The sequence below is a fragment of the Acidipropionibacterium thoenii DSM 20276 genome (assembly GCF_000423445.1).
GTDB lineage: Bacteria > Actinomycetota > Actinomycetes > Propionibacteriales > Propionibacteriaceae > Acidipropionibacterium > Acidipropionibacterium thoenii.
The window spans coordinates 83,236-103,510 of sequence record NZ_AUHZ01000009.1; the positions used below are offsets into that span (position 1 = coordinate 83,236).

General features: G+C 70.0%; 18 protein-coding genes. All 18 read left to right on the top strand.

The annotated features are described in order from the left end of the window. The first annotated feature begins 7 nt into the window (after window positions 1–7). Window positions 8–454: a Holliday junction resolvase RuvX gene (ruvX, locus tag G554_RS0104020; protein WP_027586904.1), complete on the top strand. Its 447-nt coding sequence runs from the start codon at window positions 8–10 to the stop codon at window positions 452–454. After that, the gene (mltG, locus tag G554_RS0104025) at window positions 451–1,566 is read left to right on the top strand and encodes an endolytic transglycosylase MltG (protein WP_027586905.1); all 1,116 of its coding nucleotides are present in this window, start codon (window positions 451–453) and stop codon (window positions 1,564–1,566) included. The genes ruvX and mltG overlap by 4 nt, the downstream gene beginning before the upstream one ends. 3 nt (window positions 1,567–1,569) lie before the next feature. After that, the gene (locus G554_RS0104030) at window positions 1,570–2,433 is read left to right on the top strand and encodes a shikimate dehydrogenase (RefSeq protein ID WP_027586906.1); all 864 of its coding nucleotides are present in this window, start codon (window positions 1,570–1,572) and stop codon (window positions 2,431–2,433) included. A gap of 54 nt (window positions 2,434–2,487) precedes the next feature. Then, the gene (gene aroC / locus G554_RS0104035) at window positions 2,488–3,690 is read left to right on the top strand and encodes a chorismate synthase (protein WP_027586907.1); all 1,203 of its coding nucleotides are present in this window, start codon (window positions 2,488–2,490) and stop codon (window positions 3,688–3,690) included. Window positions 3,691–3,736: 46 nt separating this feature from the next. Further along, on the top strand, window positions 3,737–4,243 hold the full coding sequence (locus tag G554_RS0104040) for a shikimate kinase (protein WP_027586908.1): 507 nt from the start codon (window positions 3,737–3,739) through the stop codon (window positions 4,241–4,243). Next, complete coding sequence (gene aroB, locus G554_RS0104045; RefSeq protein ID WP_027586909.1) at window positions 4,240–5,319, top strand: 3-dehydroquinate synthase; 1,080 nt, start codon at window positions 4,240–4,242, stop codon at window positions 5,317–5,319. The genes G554_RS0104040 and aroB overlap by 4 nt, the downstream gene beginning before the upstream one ends. Window positions 5,320–5,677: 358 nt before the next feature. Next, window positions 5,678–6,247: an elongation factor P gene (gene efp / locus G554_RS0104050; RefSeq protein ID WP_027586910.1), complete on the top strand. Its 570-nt coding sequence runs from the start codon at window positions 5,678–5,680 to the stop codon at window positions 6,245–6,247. After that, window positions 6,244–6,924: a transcription antitermination factor NusB gene (gene nusB, locus G554_RS14555; RefSeq protein WP_084648299.1), complete on the top strand. Its 681-nt coding sequence runs from the start codon at window positions 6,244–6,246 to the stop codon at window positions 6,922–6,924. The genes efp and nusB overlap by 4 nt, the downstream gene beginning before the upstream one ends. 136 nt (window positions 6,925–7,060) lie before the next feature. Then, the gene (mihF, locus tag G554_RS0104060) at window positions 7,061–7,375 is read left to right on the top strand and encodes an integration host factor, actinobacterial type (protein WP_027586911.1); all 315 of its coding nucleotides are present in this window, start codon (window positions 7,061–7,063) and stop codon (window positions 7,373–7,375) included. A 43-nt stretch (window positions 7,376–7,418) separates the two neighbouring features. Next, the gene (gene gmk / locus G554_RS0104065; RefSeq protein ID WP_027586912.1) at window positions 7,419–8,030 is read left to right on the top strand and encodes a guanylate kinase; all 612 of its coding nucleotides are present in this window, start codon (window positions 7,419–7,421) and stop codon (window positions 8,028–8,030) included. A gap of 70 nt (window positions 8,031–8,100) precedes the next feature. Next, on the top strand, window positions 8,101–8,445 hold the full coding sequence (gene rpoZ / locus G554_RS0104070) for a DNA-directed RNA polymerase subunit omega (protein ID WP_027586913.1): 345 nt from the start codon (window positions 8,101–8,103) through the stop codon (window positions 8,443–8,445). Window positions 8,446–8,488: 43 nt separating this feature from the next. Beyond that, window positions 8,489–9,751 (top strand): bifunctional phosphopantothenoylcysteine decarboxylase/phosphopantothenate--cysteine ligase CoaBC, encoded by a 1,263-nt coding sequence (gene coaBC, locus G554_RS0104075; protein WP_027586914.1) that lies wholly within the window; start codon window positions 8,489–8,491, stop codon window positions 9,749–9,751. 70 nt (window positions 9,752–9,821) lie between these two features. Beyond that, window positions 9,822–11,033 carry a methionine adenosyltransferase gene (gene metK / locus G554_RS0104080; protein WP_027586915.1) on the top strand — a complete coding sequence of 404 codons (1,212 nt, stop codon included), beginning with the start codon at window positions 9,822–9,824 and terminating at the stop codon, window positions 11,031–11,033. A 79-nt stretch (window positions 11,034–11,112) separates the two neighbouring features. After that, entirely contained in the window at window positions 11,113–15,852 is a 4,740-nt protein-coding gene (locus G554_RS14560) for an ATP-dependent helicase (RefSeq protein WP_051232396.1), read from the top strand. Continuing rightward, a complete protein-coding gene (locus G554_RS0104090) occupies window positions 15,839–16,711 on the top strand; it encodes a DNA-formamidopyrimidine glycosylase family protein (protein ID WP_027586916.1) in 873 nt (290 codons plus the stop codon). The genes G554_RS14560 and G554_RS0104090 overlap by 14 nt, the downstream gene beginning before the upstream one ends. Before the next feature lie 55 nt (window positions 16,712–16,766). Further along, a complete protein-coding gene (locus G554_RS0104095) occupies window positions 16,767–17,255 on the top strand; it encodes a YbaK/EbsC family protein (RefSeq protein ID WP_027586917.1) in 489 nt (162 codons plus the stop codon). 30 nt (window positions 17,256–17,285) lie between these two features. Continuing rightward, complete coding sequence (locus tag G554_RS0104100; RefSeq protein ID WP_027586918.1) at window positions 17,286–18,107, top strand: carbon-nitrogen hydrolase family protein; 822 nt, start codon at window positions 17,286–17,288, stop codon at window positions 18,105–18,107. A gap of 54 nt (window positions 18,108–18,161) precedes the next feature. After that, the gene (locus G554_RS0104105) at window positions 18,162–20,213 is read left to right on the top strand and encodes a primosomal protein N' family DNA-binding protein (RefSeq protein ID WP_027586919.1); all 2,052 of its coding nucleotides are present in this window, start codon (window positions 18,162–18,164) and stop codon (window positions 20,211–20,213) included. The last annotated feature ends 62 nt before the right edge of the window (window positions 20,214–20,275 follow it).

Here is a 20,275-nt window from a genome sequence, read left to right on the forward strand (position 1 = left end):
AGCGCACATGAGCCTGATCGGCACCCGCATCGCCGTCGACTGGGGCAAGGCCAGGATCGGGGTGGCAGCCTGCGATCCTCGTGGGATTCTGGCCTACCCGGTCGAGACGGTGGCCACCCGGGACCGCCCCATCGAGCGGTTGGCGGCGATCGTCGCCGAGTACGAGCCCGTGGAGGTGATTATGGGGCTGCCCATAGCCTTGGACGGGACCGAGCAGATCGCTGCCCGTGATGTCCGTCGGCAGGGGGCCCGCCTGGCCGAGGCGATCGCACCGGTGCCGGTCCGCTTCGTCGATGAGAGAATGACCACCAGAACCGCCGCCAGAGCCCTTCACGACGTCGGCCGGGATGCCCGCCACCAGCGTTCGGTGATCGACCAGGCCGCCGCCGTGGCCATTCTGGAGCAGGTACTGGAACAAGCCCGGACCACGGGCGAGGGAGGAGACGGCGCATGAGTGGACCGTTCAGCGATGATCCCGAACGCGACCCGCGCAAGGAGTTCTGGTACCGCTTCCGGTCGGCCGTCGCCGTCATCATGTCCCTGGCGGTGCTGGTCGGGGGCGGCTGGTTCGTCGCCGACCGGGCACACGGTGCCTACATCGCCTACAAGTCCACCGACGACTACCTGGGCGACGGCGTCACCCCGGTGTTGGTGAGGGTCCCCGATGGTGCCTCGGTCACCGAGGTGGGCGACATCCTGCTGGACGCCGATGTCATCAAGTCGATGAAGGCGTTCAAGGCAGCGGTCCGCAACGCCAGCAGCGACCCCACCATCCAGGCCGGCCAGTACAAGCTGAAGACCCAGATGAGCGCCGAGAACGCCTTGGAGATCCTCTCTGACCCGGCCAACATCCAGCACACCAGGGTCACCATCACCGAGGGTCTGACCGTCGCCGAGCAGGCCACCGTGCTGGCCAAGGGCACCAGCCTGCCGGTGGCCCAGTTCACCAAGGCGATCTCGAACACCAGCAAACTCGGCCTTCCCAACTGGGCCAAGGGCAACCCCGAGGGGTTCATGTTCCCCGACACCTACGAGGTGGCCGACAAGCCGACCGCACTGGGGATCCTCCAGCAGCAGACCCGGCAGTTCACCAAGGTGTCCAACACGATGAACTTCACCGGTCAGGCCGGCAATATCAAGCGCACTCCCTATGACGCCCTCATCGTCGCCTCCATCCTGGAGAAGGAGGGCAAGACGCCCAACGACAAGAAGGTCATCGCCGGGATCATCTACAACCGGTTGGCCAAGGGAATGCCGCTGCAGTCCGACGCCACCGTGCTGTTCGCCAACAACGCGACCTCGAAGCTGACCACCACCGATGCCCAGCGCAAGAAGAAGTCGCCCTACAACACCTATCTGGTCAAGGGTCTTCCGCCCACCCCGATCAACAATCCCGGTGCCGCGTCGATGGAGGCTGCGGTGAGCCCCACCAAGAGCAATTACCTCTACTGGGTGGTCGTCGATCCCTCCAAGGGCACCACGGCCTACGCGACGACCATCACCGATCACAACAAGAATGTCGCCAAGTTCCAGGCTTGGTGCCAGGCCAACAAGGGGAAGTGCTGAGGGGTGCCGCCGAGAAGTGCTGAGCCAGCGGGGGAGCACGCCGGCCGGCGGACCTGCGCCGTCGTCGGTCACCCGGTCGCCCATTCACTGTCACCGGTGATGCACCGGGCGGCCTACCGGGCGCTGGGACTGGACTGGAACTACCAGGTGGTCGACGTGGCCCCCGGCGGGTTGGCCGCATTCGTCAACGGATTGGACGCCAGCTGGCGGGGGCTGTCGGTGACGATGCCGCACAAGGTCGATCTGGTTCAGCTGGGTACTCCCGACCGGACGGTTCACCAGCTCGGAGTGGCCAACACCTGGGTGCGTACCGATGACGGCGCGATCGTCGCCAACACCGATGTCGAGGGACTGGTGCGTGCCTGCGGCGACCACGGGGTGGAGGCCATCGATCGCGTGGTGGTGGTGGGAGCCGGAGCGACCGCTCGTTCCGCCCTGGCGGGCGCAGCCTTGATGGGAGCCAGCAGCACCACTATCGTCTCACGGTCCCTGGAGCGGTCCGGCCGGGCCCTGGGTCTGGCCGTCGAGCTGGGGATGGAGTGCCAGTGGCTGCCCTTGGACCGGGACACCGCCGAGAACCTGCCCGAGTCGGATCTGCTGATCTCCACGGTGCCCGCTGCAGCACTGGAGAGCCTGGCCGAAGCGCTGGTGGCCCGGGCGCAGGCGGTGTTCGACGTCATCTACGATCCCTGGCCCACCCCGCTGGCCCGGGCCGCCGCATCGGCCGGTCGCCCGCTCATCAATGGGTTGGACCTGCTGGCCGGGCAGGCCGTCGGGCAGATCGCCCTGATGACCGGCCACCAGGTGCCGATGGAGCTGTTGTGGGCGGCCGGCCGCGATGAACTCGCGGCCCGCGCCCGGACCTGACCGTCTCACCCGGGTCATCGCGAGCCTGAGCTGATTTCTGGAAGAGTAGAGGACATGCTGCGTTACATCACCGCCGGGGAGTCCCACGGCGAGGCCCTGGTCGCCACCATGGAGGGGATCCCGGCCCACGTCCGGATCGGTGCCGAGCAGATCTCCGAGGAACTGAGGCGGCGCAGGCTCGGCGTCGGGCGCGGCGCCCGGATGAAGTTTGAGGCCGACGATCTGGCCATGCTGGCCGGTTTCCGTCACGGCGAGACGCTGGGCTCCCCGATCGCACTTCGGATCGGCAATACCGAGTGGCCCAAGTGGCAGCAGGTGATGAACCCCGGACCGGTCGATCCCGAGGTCCTGGCCGGGCTGGCCCGCGGTGAGGCGCTGACCAGGCCGCGGCCCGGACATGCCGATCTCGCCGGGATGCAGAAGTACGACTTCGACGAGGCCCGGCCGATCCTGGAGCGGGCCTCGGCCCGCGAGACCGCCGCCCGGGTGGCCCTGGGAGCGATCGCCAAGGCGTTCATTCAGCAGGCTCTCGGTATCCAGGTGCTCTCCCATGTCGTCCAGCTCGGCCCGGTCACCACTCCTGCCGGGCTTCGTCCGGGCCCTGAGGACCTGGCGGCGATCGACGCCGACCCGGTGCGCTGCGCGGACCCGGCGACCTCTGCCCGGATGATCGAGGAGGTGGAGGCCTGCCGTTGCGAGGGGGACACCATGGGTGGTGTCGTCGAGGTACTGGCCTGGGGACTGCCGGCCGGCCTGGGATCCCACACCCAGGGGAACCGGCGTCTGGACTCCCGGCTGGCCGGCGCGCTGATGGGGATCCAGGCCATCAAGGGGGTCGAACTCGGCGATGGGTTCGCCCTGGCCGGGGTGCGAGGTTCGGCCGCCCACGACGAGATGGAGCCGACCCCTGCCGGGGTGCACCGACTCACCGACCACTCCGGTGGTACCGAGGGGGGCATCAGCACCGGCGAGCTGCTGAGGGTGCGGGTGGCCATGAAGCCGATCGCCACCGTGCCCAGGGCGCTGCGCACCATCGACACCGCCACCGGGGAGCCCGCTCGGGCCAACCATCAGCGATCCGACATCACCGCGGTGCCGGCCGCCGGGGTGGTGGCCGAGGCGATGGTCGCCCTGGTGCTGGCCGAGTGCGCCCTGGAGAAGTTCGGCGGCGACTCGGTGGCCGAGACCCGGCGCAATCTGGACTCCTACCTGGCACGTCTGGATGAGCGTCATCTGGAGATCGCCCCTCATGAGTGAGTCAGGCCGACCCGCCCCCGAGGGGTTGACTCCGCAACCGGCCCCGGTGATCGCCATCATCGGCGCCCCCGGATCGGGCAAGTCGACCGTCGGCCCGCTGCTGGCAGCCCGGCTGGGAGTCGACTTCGTCGACGTCGACGCCTTGATCGCGGCGGCCGAGGGGCGCGAGATCACCGACATCTTCGGTACCGACGGGGAGCCCTACTTCCGTCGGATCGAGGCCCGCCACACACTGGCCGCCCTGGGCGGAGGGGGAGTCGTGTCGCTGGGCGGTGGTGCCCCGCTGACCCCCCGGATCGGCGAGCACCTGATGGCGGTGACCACGGTGTGGCTGGAGGTCAGCGCCCGCACCGCCTCGGGACGGGTCGGACTCAACGGCGCCACCCGCCCGTTGCTGCTGGGCAATGTGCACTCCCGGATGGTCAAGTTGCTGGCCGACCGGCGTCCGGTCTACGCGGCACTGGCCGACATCCACGTGGTCACCGACGAGTTGAGCCCGGCACAGGTGGTCGACGAGATCATCGCCGGACTCCAGGACAAGGAGCAGTCATGAGTGTCGTCGAGGTCAACGGACCATCCCCCTACCAGGTGCGGATCGGGGCCGCGGTCTCCCGCGGGCTGGCGGATCTGACCGTCGGATCGCGGGTGGCACTGATCCATCCGGCCTCCGTCGAGTTCATGGCCGGGCCGTTGCGCGAGAGCCTGGACAGAGTCTTCGACATCGAGGTGCCCGATGCCGAGGCCGCCAAGACCGCCACCGTGCTGGCAGCCTGCTGGGACCGGCTGGCCGCCGAGGGGATGACCCGTGGTGACGTCGTGGTCGGGCTGGGAGGGGGAGCGACCACCGACCTGGCCGGGTTCGTCGCCGCCACCTGGATGCGCGGCGTCACCCTGATCCAGGTGCCCACCACCGTGCTCGGGATGGCCGACGCCGCCGTCGGCGGCAAGACCGGGATCAACATCACCGCGGGCAAGAACCTGGTCGGCGCCTTCCATGAGCCGAAGGCGGTGCTGTGCGACACCGATGCGCTGGCCCATCTGCCGCTGCGGGAGATGCGCTCGGGGATGGCCGAGATCGTCAAGTGCGGGTTCATCAACGACCCGAGGATCCTGTCGATCGTCGAGAACGACCCGGTGGCGGTGCTGGACCCTGCCTCCGACGCCTTCCACGAGGTCCTCACGCGAGCGGTTCAGGTCAAGGCCTCGGTGGTCGCCGCAGACCTCACCGAGTCCACCTCGCGCGGCACCGACGTGGGCCGCGAGCGGCTCAACTACGGACACACCCTGGCCCACGCCATCGAGGCCCATGAGCACTTCACCTGGCGTCACGGCGAGGCCGATGCGGTCGGCATGATCTTCGCCGCCGAGCTGTCGGCCCGTGAGCTCGGACTGGACCGCCAGGTCGTCGACCGCACCCGCGAGATCATGGCCGGGCTCGGCCTGCCCACCACCTTCGAGGGCACCGAGTGGGCCAAGCTGCGGGCCACCATGAACCTGGACAAGAAGACCCGCGGCACCATGCTGAGGTTCGTGGGGATCAGCGCCCCCGGTCATGTGGCGATGATCGAGGGCCCCGACGAACATGAGCTCGAGGAGTGTTTCGCGACCCTGGCCCCGGTGGTCGACTGACCTGAGCCTCCACAGTTCGGGCAGCTCCAGGACACACCCGGAGAAGTCGGCGTCCGACCACTGCGCGCCGGTGATCTCGGCGTCCTCGATCAACTCATCGGGCCGGGGCGGTTGATCGGGGCGAACCTGCAACGACCCCGGCAACCTGGCAGCAGCCGGAGCTCGCGGGCCCGGTACGCGCCTCGTCGATCTGACCATGGGCCGAAGGATACGGCGGCCGGCCGAGGGATCGCCGTGCAGCGCCTGCGGTGTGGAGCCGGAGTCGTCGGCTGCGGTAGGATCGGGCAGTCTGGGCCGTTCGACGGCCCGTGCGTTGACATATGAGTGTTGACATCAGAATCTCGAAAGGCAGCGACCTGTGGTCATCTCCACCAATGACATCAAGAACGGCACCGTGCTGGACCTCGACGGCCAGCTCTGGAACGTCATCTGGTTCCAGCACCACAAGCCGGGCAAGGGCAACACCGTGGTGCGCACCAAGCTGAAGCATGTGCTGTCCGGCAAGGTCGTCGACCGCACCTTCAACTCCGACACCAAGGTGGAGTCCGCCGAGGTGGACCGCCGCGACATGCAGTACCTGTACAACGACGGCGACAACTACATCTTCATGGACGAGAGCAGCTTCGAGCAGCTCCCGATCCCCGCCGAGACCGTCGGGGACGCCAAGGACTTCATGCTGGAGAACCAGACCGCCACCATCGCCCTGCACGAGGGCAACGCGCTCTACATCGATCTGCCCGCCTCGGTCGAGCTGAAGGTCACCTACACCGAGCCCGGCCTGCAGGGCGATCGCTCCACCGGCGGCACCAAGCCCGCCACCCTGGAGACCGGCCGCGAGATCCAGGTGCCGCTGTTCATCAGCGAGGGTGAGGTCGTCAAGGTCGACACCCGCAACGGCGACTACCTCGGCCGCATCTCCGACAAGTGAGTCAGCAGTCCGGCGGCGAGACGCCGCAGCAGGTCCCGGCACACCAGACCGAGTGGATCGGCGAGCTGGAGGTCGAGAGGATCTCCGGTGATGTCCAGAAGCATGCCGACCTGTCCACGCGGTCCAAGGCCCGAAAGCAGGCCCTCGACATCCTCTTCGAGGCCGACCTGATGGGTACCGACCCGATCGACGTGCTGGCCCTTCGCCCCACCGTCGTCGACAACCCGGTGCGTGACTTCGCAGCCGGACTGGTGCGCGGCGTCAGCGAGTACCGGTCGAGCCTGGACGCCGTCATCGCCTCCTGCCTGGCGACCGGCTGGACCCTGGAGCGGATGCCCCGGGTCGACCGGATCCTGGCGAGGATCGCCAGCTACGAGATCCTGCACACCGACGTCCCCAATCCCAGTGCGGTCGCCGAGGCGGTGGAGCTGGGTGGGGAGTTCTCCACCGACGACTCGGCGGTCTTTCTCAACGGGTTGCTCACCGGGATCTCCGAGGCATCCCGGGCCGGCACCCTTCCCGAAACGGAGCCCGCGGAGGCGGTGGCCCCGGCCGACTCCGCGACGGGCGGGAGCACCGATCTGCAGACCACCGAGGACGCCTCCTCGCCGGACGAGCAGCAGCCCGCACCGGCGGCCGATCACACCGATGGATCGGGGGATCGGGAGCGCAGCTGAAATCTGCTACTCAGTTTGGCCTGACCAGCAGCGGAACCCCTAGCTGAGGGTCTACTGTGCAGGCACGGGCACGATGAGGCAACCGTCGACGCCCGGGGACCTATGGCAGGTCCACTGACATCAGATTGGAGCTGACGTGTCCATCCCAAGCCTGACCCCGGAACAGCTTAGCGCCGCTCGCGAGGCGGCCACCCAGGCGCGGCGTGCCAGGGCCGACCTCAAGTCGCGGGTGCGCAGCGGGGAGATCAGCCTCGGCCAGGCCCTGGACGAGGCCGCCGCCAATGATGTGCTGGCCCACGTCAAGGTGGTCGACCTGCTCAAGGCCCTTCCCAGGGTCGGCGACAAGCGCGCCGCCGAGATCATGGACCGTCTCGACATCGCCCAGAACAGGCGGATCCGTGGGCTGGGGTGCCATCAGGAGGAAGGTCTGCGCAGCGAGTTCCCGGGCTGAGGTGCTCGTCGGTGCACCGGCCCGATGCTCTAGGGTGGCCGCCATGGAGATCGATCCGGACCCGGCACCCGAGATTCCGCAGCCACGAGGGCTCAGACATCCCGAGCCGGTGAGCGTGGCGGTGGTCTCCGGCCCGACAGCGGTCGGCAAGGGAACCGTGGTCGCCGCACTGAGGCGGGCCCATCCCGAGATCCTGGTCTCCCGTTCGGCGACCACCCGGCCGCCACGCCCCGGTGAGACCGATGGGGTCGAGTACGATTTCGTCTCCGATGCCCGGTTCGACCAGTTGATCGCCTCCGACGGACTGCTGGAATGGGCCCTGGTTCACAACAGTCACCGTTACGGGACCCCGCGCCAGCTCGTCGAGGAGGCGGTGGCGGCCGGCCGCACCATCGTGCTGGAGATCGACATGCAGGGGGCCCGCCAGGTCCGCACCAGCTATCCGCAGGCCGAGCACATCTTCCTGACCCCGCCCTCCTGGCAGGAGCTCAAGCGCCGACTCATCGGGAGGGGCACCGAGACTCCCGAGCAGCAGGCCCGCAGACTGCGCACCGCCCGCAAGGAGTTGGCCGCAGCTGGCGAGTTCGACGCTGTGGTCGTCAACGACACCGTTGACCATGCCGTCAGCGCATTGGTAGACTTACTAGGTCTGTGACTTGGTGCGTCCAATCTCAACGCCCACCGGTGTTGTCAGGCCGCACCCCATCAACATGTGAGGACATTCCTTGAGCGAGAGCATCCCCGAGGGCATCGTCAACCCCCCGATCGATCAGCTTCTTGAGCACGTCGACTCCAAGTACCGGCTGGTGCTGTTCGCCTCCAAGCGGGCCCGCCAGATCAACGCCTACTACTCCCAGCTGGCCGAGGGCCTGTTGGAGAACGTCGGCCCGCTGGTCGAGGTCTCCAATCAGGAGAAGCCGCTGTCGATTGCGCTGCGTGAGATCCAGGCCGGCGTCATCGAGGCTCACCAGATGAACCCCGAGGAGGTCGCCGCCGAGGCCGCGGCCGCTCAGCAGGCACCCGCCGTCGAACTCGACGACCCCTTCGCCGACCTCACCCCGCCGGCCTGATCGGCCAGTTCGAGGCGTTCTGTCGACACGTTGTGAGTCGTCCATGAGCACAGTTCTGGTAGGCGTGGCCGGCGGTATCGCCGCCTACAAGTCGTGCTACCTGGTCCGCCGACTGACCGCAGCCGGCCACGACGTGCGGGTGGTGCCCACCGAGGCCGCCCTGAGGTTCGTTGGCCGGCCGACCTGGGAGGCGCTGTCGGGCCACCCGGTCCACACCGGCGTCTTCGACGACGTCCCCGGCGTCGAGCATGTCCGCCTCGGCGAGCAGGCCGACCTGGTGGTGGTCGCACCGGCCACCGCCGACCTTCTCTCCCGAGTGGCCTGCGGCGCCGCCGACGACCTTCTCACCGCCACCATTCTGGCCACCCGTGCCCCGGTGCTGGTGGCCCCCGCGATGCACACCGCGATGTGGCAGAACCCGGCCACCCGCGACAACGTGGCCACCCTGAGACGCCGCGGGATCGTCGTCAAGGACCCTGCGGTCGGCCGGCTCACCGGCCCCGACTCGGGTCCGGGGCGTCTTCCCGAACCCGAGGAACTTGCCGAAATGGCCGCCTTCCTGCTGGAGGATCCGCAGGCTGCCCACCAGCTGGCCGCCCAGGATCTCTCCGGGCGCCGGGTGGTGATCAGCTCCGGTGGGACCCGCGAGGCGCTCGATCCGGTGCGCTACCTCGGCAACTCCTCCTCGGGTCGGATGGGCCACGCCCTGGCCCAGCTGGCGGCCGCCCGAGGCGCCCATGTCACCCTGGTCAGCGCCCATGTCGAGGTGCCGGCCCCCTCCTGCGTCGACTCGGTCCAGATCTCCAGCACTGAGGATCTGGCCCAGGCAATGTCGGATCTGGCTCCGGGCTGCGACATCGTCGTGATGGCGGTGGCGGCCGCCGACTTCGCCCCGGCGGCCAGCTCCCCGGTCAAGATCAAGAAGCACGAGGGCCATGATGCGGTGGGCCTCGGCACCCGGATCGACCTGGCACAGACCCCCGATGTGCTGGCCTCGATCAGCGCGCACCGCAGGGACGGGCAGGTGATCGTCGGTTTCGCCGCCGAGACCGCCTCCGACCGGGGGGAGTTGCTCCAACTGGCCACCGCGAAGCTGGCGCGCAAGGGCTGTGATCTGCTGGTGGTCAACGATGTGAGTGCCGGCAAGGTCTTCGGTAAGGTCGACACCGACGTCACCGTGGTCCGCCAGCAGGGACCCGGTCGGCGCGTCATGGGCTCCAAGATCCTGGCCGCGAATGCGGTCCTGGACGAGGCCCGCTCACTGCTGGCCCCTGCCATCGGCACCGCTGATTCACCGGAGTCCTGAGCAGGTACCCACCCGGCCCCGACTCGGGGCCACAATGCGCGGCTCTTCGCCGCGCGGTCAGGAAGTACAGATGTCCAGTCACAGCGCCACCGGTCCAGCGACCAGGCTCTTCAGCTCCGAGTCGGTCACCGAGGGCCACCCCGACAAGATCGCGGACGCCATCTCCGACTCGGTTCTCGACGCCATGCTGCGCGACGATCCCCAGTCCCACGTCGCGGTGGAGACCCTGGTCACCACCGGTCAGGTGATGGTCTGCGGCGAGGTCACCACCGAGGCCTACGTCGGTATCGCCGACATCGCCCGGGCCAAGATCCTGGAGATCGGCTACGACTCCTCCCGCAAGGGATTCGACGGGGCATCCTGCGGGGTGTCGGTGGCCATCGACGCCCAGAGCCCCGACATCGCCCAAGGGGTCAACACCGCATACGAGGCCCGGCACGGTTCCACCGATGCCATCGATGCCCAGGGCGCCGGGGACCAGGGCCTGATGTTCGGCTACGCCTGCACCGACACGGCCTCGCTGATGCCGCTGCCGATCGACCTGGCCCATGCGCTGTCCCTGCAGCTCACCAAGGTGCGCAAGGACGGCACCCTGGACTATCTGTGGCCCGACGGCAAGACCCAGGTCACCATCGGCTACGACGAGGCGGGCCGGCCCGTCGGGGTGAGGACCATCGTCATCTCGACCCAGCACCGAGACGGTGTGAGCATCGAGTCGACGATCGCGCCCGACCTGCGCCGCCACGTCATCGACCCGGTGCTGGAGCGCTACGAGCTGTCGGCGGAGGGGCTGGAGGTGCTGGTCAACCCGACCGGCAAGTTCGTGATCGGCGGTCCGATGGGAGACGCCGGCCTGACCGGCCGCAAGATCATCGTCGACACCTACGGCGGGATGGCCCGCCACGGCGGCGGCGCCTTCTCCGGCAAGGATCCCTCCAAGGTGGACCGTTCGGCCTCCTACGCGATGCGCTGGGTGGCCAAGAATGTGGTCGCCGCCGGGCTGGCCTCGCGTTGCGAGTGCCAGGTCGCCTACGCCATCGGCCGGGCCCACCCGGTGAGCCTGCGGGTGGAGACCTTCGGTACCTCCACGGTCCCCGAGGTCGACATCGAGAGGGCGGTCGGCGAGGTCTTCGATCTGCGCCCAGCGGCCATCATCGCCGACCTGGACCTGCGTCATCCGATCTACGCCCAGTTGGTGGCCGGCGGCCACTTCGGGCGCACCCTGCCCGGGGTGCGCTGGGAGATCACCGACCGGGTGGACGCCCTTCGTTCGGCTGTCTGAGCCGCCGTTCTCACGCCTCGGGGCCATCGTCGGATCCGCCCTCGCGGAACTGTCGGTGGCCCCGACTAGCGTGGGCCCCATGATCGAGGGGATGGAGGCCTTCCGCGAGCCGGTGCGTCGCTGGTTCGCCGACGTCTTCACCGCTCCCACCCCGGTCCAGGTCGCCACCTGGCAGGCGGTGTCCCAGGGCAGCCACGCCCTTGTGGTGGCGCCCACCGGCTCCGGCAAGACCTTGGCGGCATTCCTGTGGGCCCTCGACCGGCTGACGGATCCGGACCGCCCGACAGACCCCGTCGAGCCCCTGCGAGGCCAGCCCGACCACGGCGTCAGAGTGCTCTACATCTCCCCGCTGAAGGCCCTGGGAACCGATATCGAGAAGAATCTGCGGGCCCCGCTGGCCGGGATCCGCAACACCTCCGAGAGGTTGGGCCGGCCGTACCGCCCGGTGAGCGTGGCGGTGCGCACCGGGGACACCACTCCGGCCGAGCGGGCCCGGATCGCACGGCGGCCTCCCGATGTCCTCATCACCACACCGGAGACCCTGTACCTGATGCTGACCTCCCAGGTGCGCAGGGTGCTGGCGGGTGTCCGCACTGTCATCGTCGATGAGGTCCATGCCGTCGCCGGGTCCAAACGCGGCACCCATCTGGCACTGTCCCTGGAGCGCATGGACGCCCTGGCGGGTCACGACGTCCAACGGATCGGGCTGTCGGCCACCGTCCGCCCGATCGACGAGGTGGCCGCCTTCCTCGCCGGCGACCGACCGGTGAGCGTCGTCCACCCACCGGCTCACAAGAACTGGGATGTCCAGGTGAAGGTGCCGGTCGATGACATGTCCGATCTCCCGGACTCACCGGCCGATGACCAGGGTCTGCTCGCCGACCCGTTGCTGGCCGGTGGCGGAACCGACACCCTGGTCACCGATGTCTCCGACTCGGCCCTGCCCACCCGGGCGTCGCTGTGGCCGTGGATCGAGAAGGAGGTCTACGCCGAGGTGCAGGCCGGCCGCTCGACGCTGGTCTTCGTCAACGCCCGACGGGTCGCTGAGCGGCTCACCAGTCGGCTCAACGAGCTGTGGGCCGCAGAACACGACCCGGACTCGCTGGCGGCGCCGACCCGGCGGCTGCCCGCCGAGATGATGCCACCGGCCGACGAGGTGGGACGGGCGCCGGCGGTGATCGCCCGGGCCCATCACGGGTCGGTGTCCAAACTGGAGCGCCAGCGCACCGAGGAGGGGCTGCGCTCGGGGGAGCTGCGGTGTGTGGTGGCCACCTCCTCGCTGGAGCTGGGCATCGACATGGGCCTGGTCGATCGCGTCATCCAGATCGAGTCCCCGCCGTCGGTGGCCAGCGCCCTGCAGCGGATCGGGCGGGCCGGCCACGCGGTGGGCGCGGTCTCGGCGGGGTCGGTGTATCCCAAGACCCGGCTCGACCTGATCCATGCCGCAGTCGTCACCAGCCGGATGCTGGAAGGACGCATCGAGGCCCTTCACATCCCCCGCAACCCGCTCGACGTGCTCGCCCAGCAGACCGTGGCCGCCGCGGTCTCGGCCCCCGACGGGCTGAACGTGGCGGAGTGGTATGCCACCGTGCGCCGCTCCAGGCCCTACGCCCAGCTGCCCGCCGAGGCGATGGACAAGGTGGTGGCGATGCTCACCGGCGGCTACGCCTCGGCCGACCTGTCCGACCTTCGGGCCAGGCTGGTGCTGGCAGATGGGGTGCTGCTCGCCCGGCCCGGGGCGCTGCGGCTGGCCGCCACCTCCGGGGGCACCATTCCCGATCGTGGCATGTTCGGCGTCTTCCTGGTCGGGGAGGGGGAGGGTCGCCGGGTCGGTGAGCTGGACGAGGAGATGGTCTATGAGTCGCGGGTCGGCGATGTCTTCACCCTGGGCGCCTCCTCCTGGCGGATCGCCGAGATCACCCACGACCAGGTGCGTGTCACCCCGGCCCCCGGCCACACCGGACGGCTGCCGTTCTGGAAGGGGGAGGGCGAGGGGCGTCCCGCAGAGCTCGGCCGGGCGATCGGAGCCTTCACCCGCCAGGCCCACGAGGATCCCGATCTGGTCGCGCGGATGGACTGCCTGGAGGAGCGGTCCCGAGGCAACATCCTGGCCTTCCTGGACGCCCAGACCGAGGCGACCGGAGTGCTGCCCGATGACCGGCACATCGTGCTGGAACGGTTCCACGACGAGGTCGGGGACTGGCGTCTGGTGGTGCACAGCCCCTGGGGCCGCCCGGTCAACGCCGGCTGGGCGCTGGCGATCGGACAGCGGCTCACCGAGAGACTCGGCATCGACGCCCAGCCGGTGGCGGGGGACGACGGGCTGGTGCTCAGACTGCCTGACACCGACCAGCCTCCGGGTGCCGAGCTGGTCGTCTTCGAGCCCGCTGAGATCGCCGACATCGTGGCTGCCCACATCGGGGACACTGCGCTGTTCGCCGGGCGGTTCCGGGAGTGCGCGGCACGGGCCCTGTTGCTGCCCCGCAAGGATCCGGGACGCCGTGCTCCGCTGTGGCAGCAGCGGCTGCGGGCCGGCCAGTTGCTGGAGGCGGTGCGCGACCAGCACGACTTCCCGATCGTGGTGGAGACCGCCCGCGAGTGCCTGGCCGATGTCTACGACCTCGACGCCCTCAAGGAACTGATGGCAGCTCTGGCTTCCCACCGGGTCCAGGTTGCCGAGGTGACGACATCGGCGCCCAGCCCGTTGGCCTCCTCGCTGCTGTTCAGCTACACCGGCGCCTTCATGTACACCGAGGACACCCCGCTGGCCGAGCGCCGCGCCGCCGCGCTGTCCCTGGACCCTCAGCTGCTCGCCCAACTGATGGGCACCGTGGATCTGCGCGAGCTGCTCGATCCCGAGGTCATCGCCGAGGTGGTCGCCGAGCTCCAGCACACCCGCAAGGACCGCCGGGCCCGCGACGAGGAGGGGCTGGCCGACCTGGTGGCACGGTTGGGACCGGTGCCCCTCGACGAGTTGCCGCTGCGCTGTGACCCCGAGCTGGCGAGTGATCTGGATGGCGCCATCGAGCGGCTCGGGGAACGGGTCGCGGTGGTACGGCTGGCCGGCCTGCCGCAGCTGGCTGCCGGACAGGATCTGGGGCTGCTGAGAGACGGCTTGGGGGTGCCGGTGCCGCCAGGGCATCCGGTGGTGGCGCCCACCGGGCGTGACCCAGTGACCCAGCTGATCGCCCGATGGGCACGCACTCATGGGCCTTTCGCCGCCGGGCAGCTGGCGGAGGCTCTGGGGCTGGGGGTGGCGACCGCCGCAGTGGTGATCGAGCGCCTGGTGGCCCAGGCAGAACTGGTGCGCGGCCGGTTCGTACCCGGCGACGACATCCAGTACTGCCATTCCCGGGTGCTGTCACGGATCCGGGCCCGTGCGCTGGCTCGGGCACGCTCCGAGATCGAACCCGTCTCGGGCAGCGCCCTGAGCCGGTTCAGTCTGGACTGGCACGGCGTGGCACCGGTCGGAGCCAGGCCGCGGCCGCGAGGCGCGGACGGCGTCCTGGAGGTGATCGGGACGCTGGCCGGGGTGGCTCTGCCGGCCTCGGCCTGGGAGTCGGCTGTCCTGCCCACCCGGGTGGCCGACTACTCACCTGCGATGCTGGACGAGCTCACCGCCGCCGGGGAGGTCCTGGTGGTGCCGGCCGTCGGCTCAGGTGCGGCAGACCCGTTGATCCGATTGGTCGCCGCCGAGGACCTGGCACTGTGCTCCCCAATCGACCTGCCGCGTCCCACCGACGATGACGGACGGTCCCTGTTGGACCGGATCGGGACGGGATCGGTGCTGCTGGGCCCCGTCGCCGAGTCCTTGAACCGGACCGGTGGCGAGGAGCCCGGTGGCGCACCAGCCACAGTCGGCGGCCTCGGACTCACCGGGTCCCGGCTCCGCGAAGCGGTGTGGCGACTGGTCGGCGAGGGCCTCATCGCCCCCGATGGTTTCGGTCCGCTGCGCGCCCACCTGGTCGGTGCCGCCTCCGGCGGTCGCACCGGGGCAGCGGCCCACCGGTCACGCCGAGGAGGAATGAGATCACGAGCGCGGATGGCGCGCTACTCGCTGCGCTCGGGGACGAGAGCCAGTGCCCTCCCGCCGGATCTGGCCGGCCGCTGGCACCGCTGTGAACCGGGCACCGGGACCACCGCGGAGCGGCTCACCGGGCTGGTCGAGTTCATGCTGGACCGCCATGGCATCATCACCCGGGGAGTCGCCGGTGAGGAGGCCGTCGAGGGTGGCTTCTCGGCGATCTACCAGGTGCTGCGTAGTGCCGAGGAGGCCGGCAAGGTCATCCGGGGATACCTCGTCGAGGGACTGGGAGGAGCACAGTTCGCCGCCCCCTCGGTGGTCGACCGGCTGCGTCGGTTCGCCGACGGTCCCGATACCTCCGGGTGGCCCTCGGGCGCCTCGCAGCCGCCGGTGAGCGTGCTGGCCGCGGTCGACCCGGCGAGCCCCTACGGTTCGGTGCTGGAATGGCCGGCCCAGGAGGGAGCCTCGCCCTCCCGTTCCGCCGGCGCCCTGGTGGTGATCGCCGACGGGCTCCTGCTGGCCCATCTGTCGCGGGGAGGGCGTCGGCTCAGCCTGTTCTGCGATGCGCTGCCAGAAGGGGTGGACGCCGGCGAGGTCACCGCCATGGTGACCTGGGCACTGCGAGGCTGGCTGAGTCTGTCGGGCACCCGTCCGATCACCGTGGAGAAGCTCAACGGGCAACCGGTACTGGGACTGGACCTGGCATCCGCGATGAGGGCCGCCGGTGCTGCGATCACCCCCCGGGGGCTGCGGCTGGAAGCTGATGACAGAGGCGCCGACCATGCCCGAGGGTGACTCGGTCCACAGGCTCGCCGAGGGGCTGCAAGCGGCCTGCGGACGTCTGGTCACCGGGTGCCAGCTGCGGGTACCCCGACTGGCGGTGGCCGATCTGACCGGTTCCACGCTCAGCGCGGTGCGGGCCCACGGCAAGCACCTCCTGATGACCTTCGCCCCCGGCCCGGGAGCCACGACCATCGGTGACCTCACCGAACCGGGCGAGTGGATCCTGCACACCCACCTGAGGATGGAGGGCAGCTGGAGAGTGCACCCGGCCGGTCAGCGGTGGCGTGTGCCGGGCCACACCGCCCGGGTCGTGCTGAGAGTGGAGGGATCGCGAGCCGGCGGACCACAGGTGGAACTGGTCGGCCATGACCTCGGCCTGGTGGAGCTGTGGCCCGCCGGACTGCTCGACCAACGGCTGGGATGGCTCGGCCCCGATCCTCTGGAGGCCGACTGGAGCCGGCCGGGCAGGTGGCTGCCGAGTGGACGCGACGAGGCGGTCCGCCGGGCGGAGTTGGATCCTGGGCGTCCGATCGGCGTCACCCTGCTCGACCAGTCCGTGCTGGCCGGGGTCGGCAATGAGTACCGGGCCGAGGTCTGCTTCCTGTCGGGGCTGGATCCCAGGCGTCCCACCGGCGGGGTCGACGTCGCGGTGGTGATCGACGCCGTCGCCAGGCTCATGCAGGCCAATCGGACCAACCGGTTCCGCTCCAGCACCGGCGACAACCGCCCCGGCCACCGCTCCTTCGTCTTCGGCCGCAACCACCAGCCCTGCCTGCGCTGCGGGACCCTGATCCGCAACGGATGGCTCGGTCCCGCCGACCTGCCCGACCAGGAGCGGGTCATCTGGTGGTGCCCGGTCTGCCAGCGGTGAGTGGGCCTAGTCTGATGTCGATCCGGTGGGTGCGCACGACGAAGGGGACAGGGCGATGACCGAGACGCGCGGGCTTCCTGAACGCAGCCGACTCATCCAGCAGGAGCTGGGCGATCGCGGGTACGAGATCGCCGTCCGCGAACTGCCGGAGTCCACCCGCACTGCTCTGGAGGCGGCGTCGGCCCTTGACTGTGAGGTGGGTGCCATCGCGAGCAGCCTGGTGTTCATCGCCGATGACGAACCCCTGCTGGTGATGACCAGCGGGCGTCACCGGGTCGACACCGACCTGCTGGCATCCGAGCTCGGCAAGGTCTCGATCACGATGGCCAGGGCCAAGGAGGTGCGCGCGGTGACCGGTCAGGCCATCGGCGGCGTGGCCCCGATCGGCCATCCGGCACCGGTGACCACCGTCATCGACGAGGCCCTGCAGGAGTATCCGACCATCTGGGCGGCAGCCGGGACGCCGCACACCGTGATGCCGCTGACCTTCGAGCAGCTTGTCGAACTCACGGGGGGCCGCACCGTCCAGGTCGCCGCTGCCTGACCTCCTCCCGCGGTGCGGCAGGATGGTGACATGAGAGTCGCACTCGCACAGCTGATCAGCGGCCGGGACGTCGCCCAGAACCTGGAACTGGTGCGTAGCTGGACCGAGCGCGCCGCGGCTCAGGGGGCCGAGTTGATCGTCTTCCCGGAGGCCACCATGCGGGCCTTCGGCCATCGGCTCACCGACATCGCCGAGCCCCTCGACGGGCCGTTCGCGACAGCCGTCCAGCAGCTCGCCGGACGCTGCGACATCACCATCGCGGTGGGCATCTTCACCCCCGGAGAACAGCGGCGCGTCCGTAACACCCTGCTGGTCGCCGGCCCGCAGGGAGTCCTCGCCGACTACCACAAGATCCACCTGTTCGACGCCTTCGGCTTCGCCGAGTCCGACACCGTCACCCCCGGCACCCGACCCGTCGTGACGACCATCGGCGGCACCCGGGTGGGGTGGGCGGTGTGTTACGACATCCGCTTCCCGAACCTGTTCATCACGCTCGCCGAGCAGGGCGCCGTGGTCACCGTCGTGGCGGCCTCCTGGGGGGCCGGGACGACTCCCCAGGAGCATGCCGCCAAGCTGGACCAGTGGCGGCTGCTGGTGCGAGCACGAGCCCTGGACTCGACCTGCTTCATCGTCGCCGTGGGTCAGGCCGACCCCGCGATCGCCTCGGAGGCCGGGGACCGGAAGTCCTCGAGCGCCCCCACCGGCATCGGACACAGCATGGTGGTGGCACCCGATGGGCGAGTTCTGACCGAGCTGGGCGGTGCTGCGGAACTACAGGTGATCGACATCGACCCGAGTCAGGTCGACGATGTCCGGGCCGGCCTGCCGGTGCTGGCGAACCGCCGGATCTAGACCGGCCGACCCCGGCGACCCGGAACTGTCGGGTCCTGCCTCTAGCATCGGAGCATGACCGAGGCGCTGCTGGAACCCACCGAATGGGTGGCCCACGTCTGCGTGTTCTCCGGTCTGGCGCATCTGGACCGTGCCTTCGACTACCTGGTCCCGGACCAGATGACCGCCGACGTCCACCCCGGTGTCCGCGTCCGGGTCAAGCTGGCAGGGCGCCTGCTGGACGGAATCGTGCTCGCCGTCGACCACGACCGCCAGGCCGGCGTGACTCTGAGACCCCTTGAACGGGTGGTCTCTGCGGAGGTGGTGGTGACCGCTGAGCAGCTGGCGATGGCCCGAGCTGTAGCTGGCCGGTGGGCCGGCACCCTCGAGGAGGTGCTGCGCTGGGCGGTGCCGACCCGGCACGCCGCCACCGAGAAGGCCGAGCCCCGGCCCTGGCCGGTACCACGCCCCGCCGACATCCCAGGTGCCCTGGAGGCGCTCGATGAAGGCTCCCAGTACCTGAACCTGATCGCCCGCGGAGGCAGGCCGCGAGCCTTCTGGAGGGTCGCGCCGGTGGCCGGGCCGGCAGACCGGGACCGGCTGGGGGACTGGCGCCTCGGCGTCATCCAGGTGGTCTCAGCCACGCTGGAATCGGGGCGCCAGGGACTGTGCTGCGTGCCCACCGTCGCCCAGGCCGAGGCGCTGGCGGCGTCCCTGGGCGAGGCCTTCGGCGCCGGCACAGTGGCGGTGCTGCACGCCGACCAGAGCACTGCCGACCGCTGGCGCAACTACCTGGCGGTGGTGCGAGGCCAGGCCTCCATCGTCGTCGGCACCCGCTCTGCGGTGCTGGCACCGATGACCCGCCTCGGCGTCATCGTGGTCTGGGACGAGGGCTCCAACCTCCATGACGACCCCCGGGCCCCCTACCCGAACGCCCGCGACGTCGCCGCCCTGCGCGCTCAGACCGACCAGTGCGCGCTGCTGCTGGCCGGCTACTCCTGCTCCCCTCGGGTCGCGGGCTGGCTGGACTCGGGCTGGCTGGCCGGAATCCAGACACCCCGGGGGCGGTTACGGGCCCTGTGCGCCCCGGTCCGGGCCCCCGGTGACTCCGAGATCGCCATCCAGCGAGACCCACTGGCAACCCGGGTCAGGCTGCCGGACCTGGTGATGAGGACCATCTCGCAAGGCCTGCTGCAGGGCCCGGTACTGGTCTGCGTGCCCAGACCCGGGGACCTGATTCGGCCCTGCTGCGCCGACTGCCGAGAACCCATCGGTTGTCCTGTCTGCAATGGCCCGGTCAAGGGCAGGCGGCTGGCCGGCGGGCAGACCGAACTGGAGTGCAGTTGGTGCGGCCACCGCATCGACGGCTGGTCCTGCGCCCACTGCGGGGGCACGGTGGTCCGCTCGGGTGTGGTGGGAGCCAGCACCACCGCGGTCGAGCTGGGCCGGTCCTTCCCCTCGGTCCCGGTGATCGATTCCTCGGCCGATCACATCCGTGCCGAGGTCGGCGACGAACCGACCCTGGTGGTCGCCACCCCGCGCGCCGAGCCGCGAGCGGTCTCCGGGTACGCCGCGGCCATCCTGCTGGACGCGGGTCAGGCGCTGGCACGCCCGGGCCTGGACGCCGTCTGCCAGGTGCTCGACCACTGGTTCCAGGTGGCCTCCCTGGTCCGCTCCGGCGACGAGGACGGTCAGCTGGTGGTGGTCGCACCTCCGCAGGACCGTGCCGTGCAGGCGATGATCCGCAACGATCCGGTCGGCTGGGCACAGGTCGAGATGGCCGAGCGTGCCGAAGCCCAGTTCCCTCCGGCGGCCTTCGCGGCCCTGATCGACGGCAGCACCCAGGCGGTCGAGGCAGCTGCCGAACGGTTGGGCACCCGGCTGTCCGAGGCGGGCCTCGCCGAGGGCCAGGTGTCCCTGCTCGGGCCGGTCACCCCGGAGGGCGGTCAGCCCACCGGGCCGGGTTCGGGCCTGTCCCAGTCGGCCCAGAGCCGACTCGTGATCCGGGCAGACACCTCCTTGTCAGCTCAGCTGGTCCCGATGCTGCGCACCCTGCGGTCCGACCACAGCCTGCGCGGGGAGGGCGGTCCGCTGCGGGTCCGCATCAATCCGGTCGGCCAGCTGTGACCGCCGGATCCGGGGTCGACGACGCGGCGATCCGGCTCACTGGATCGCCGTCGGACGCCTGC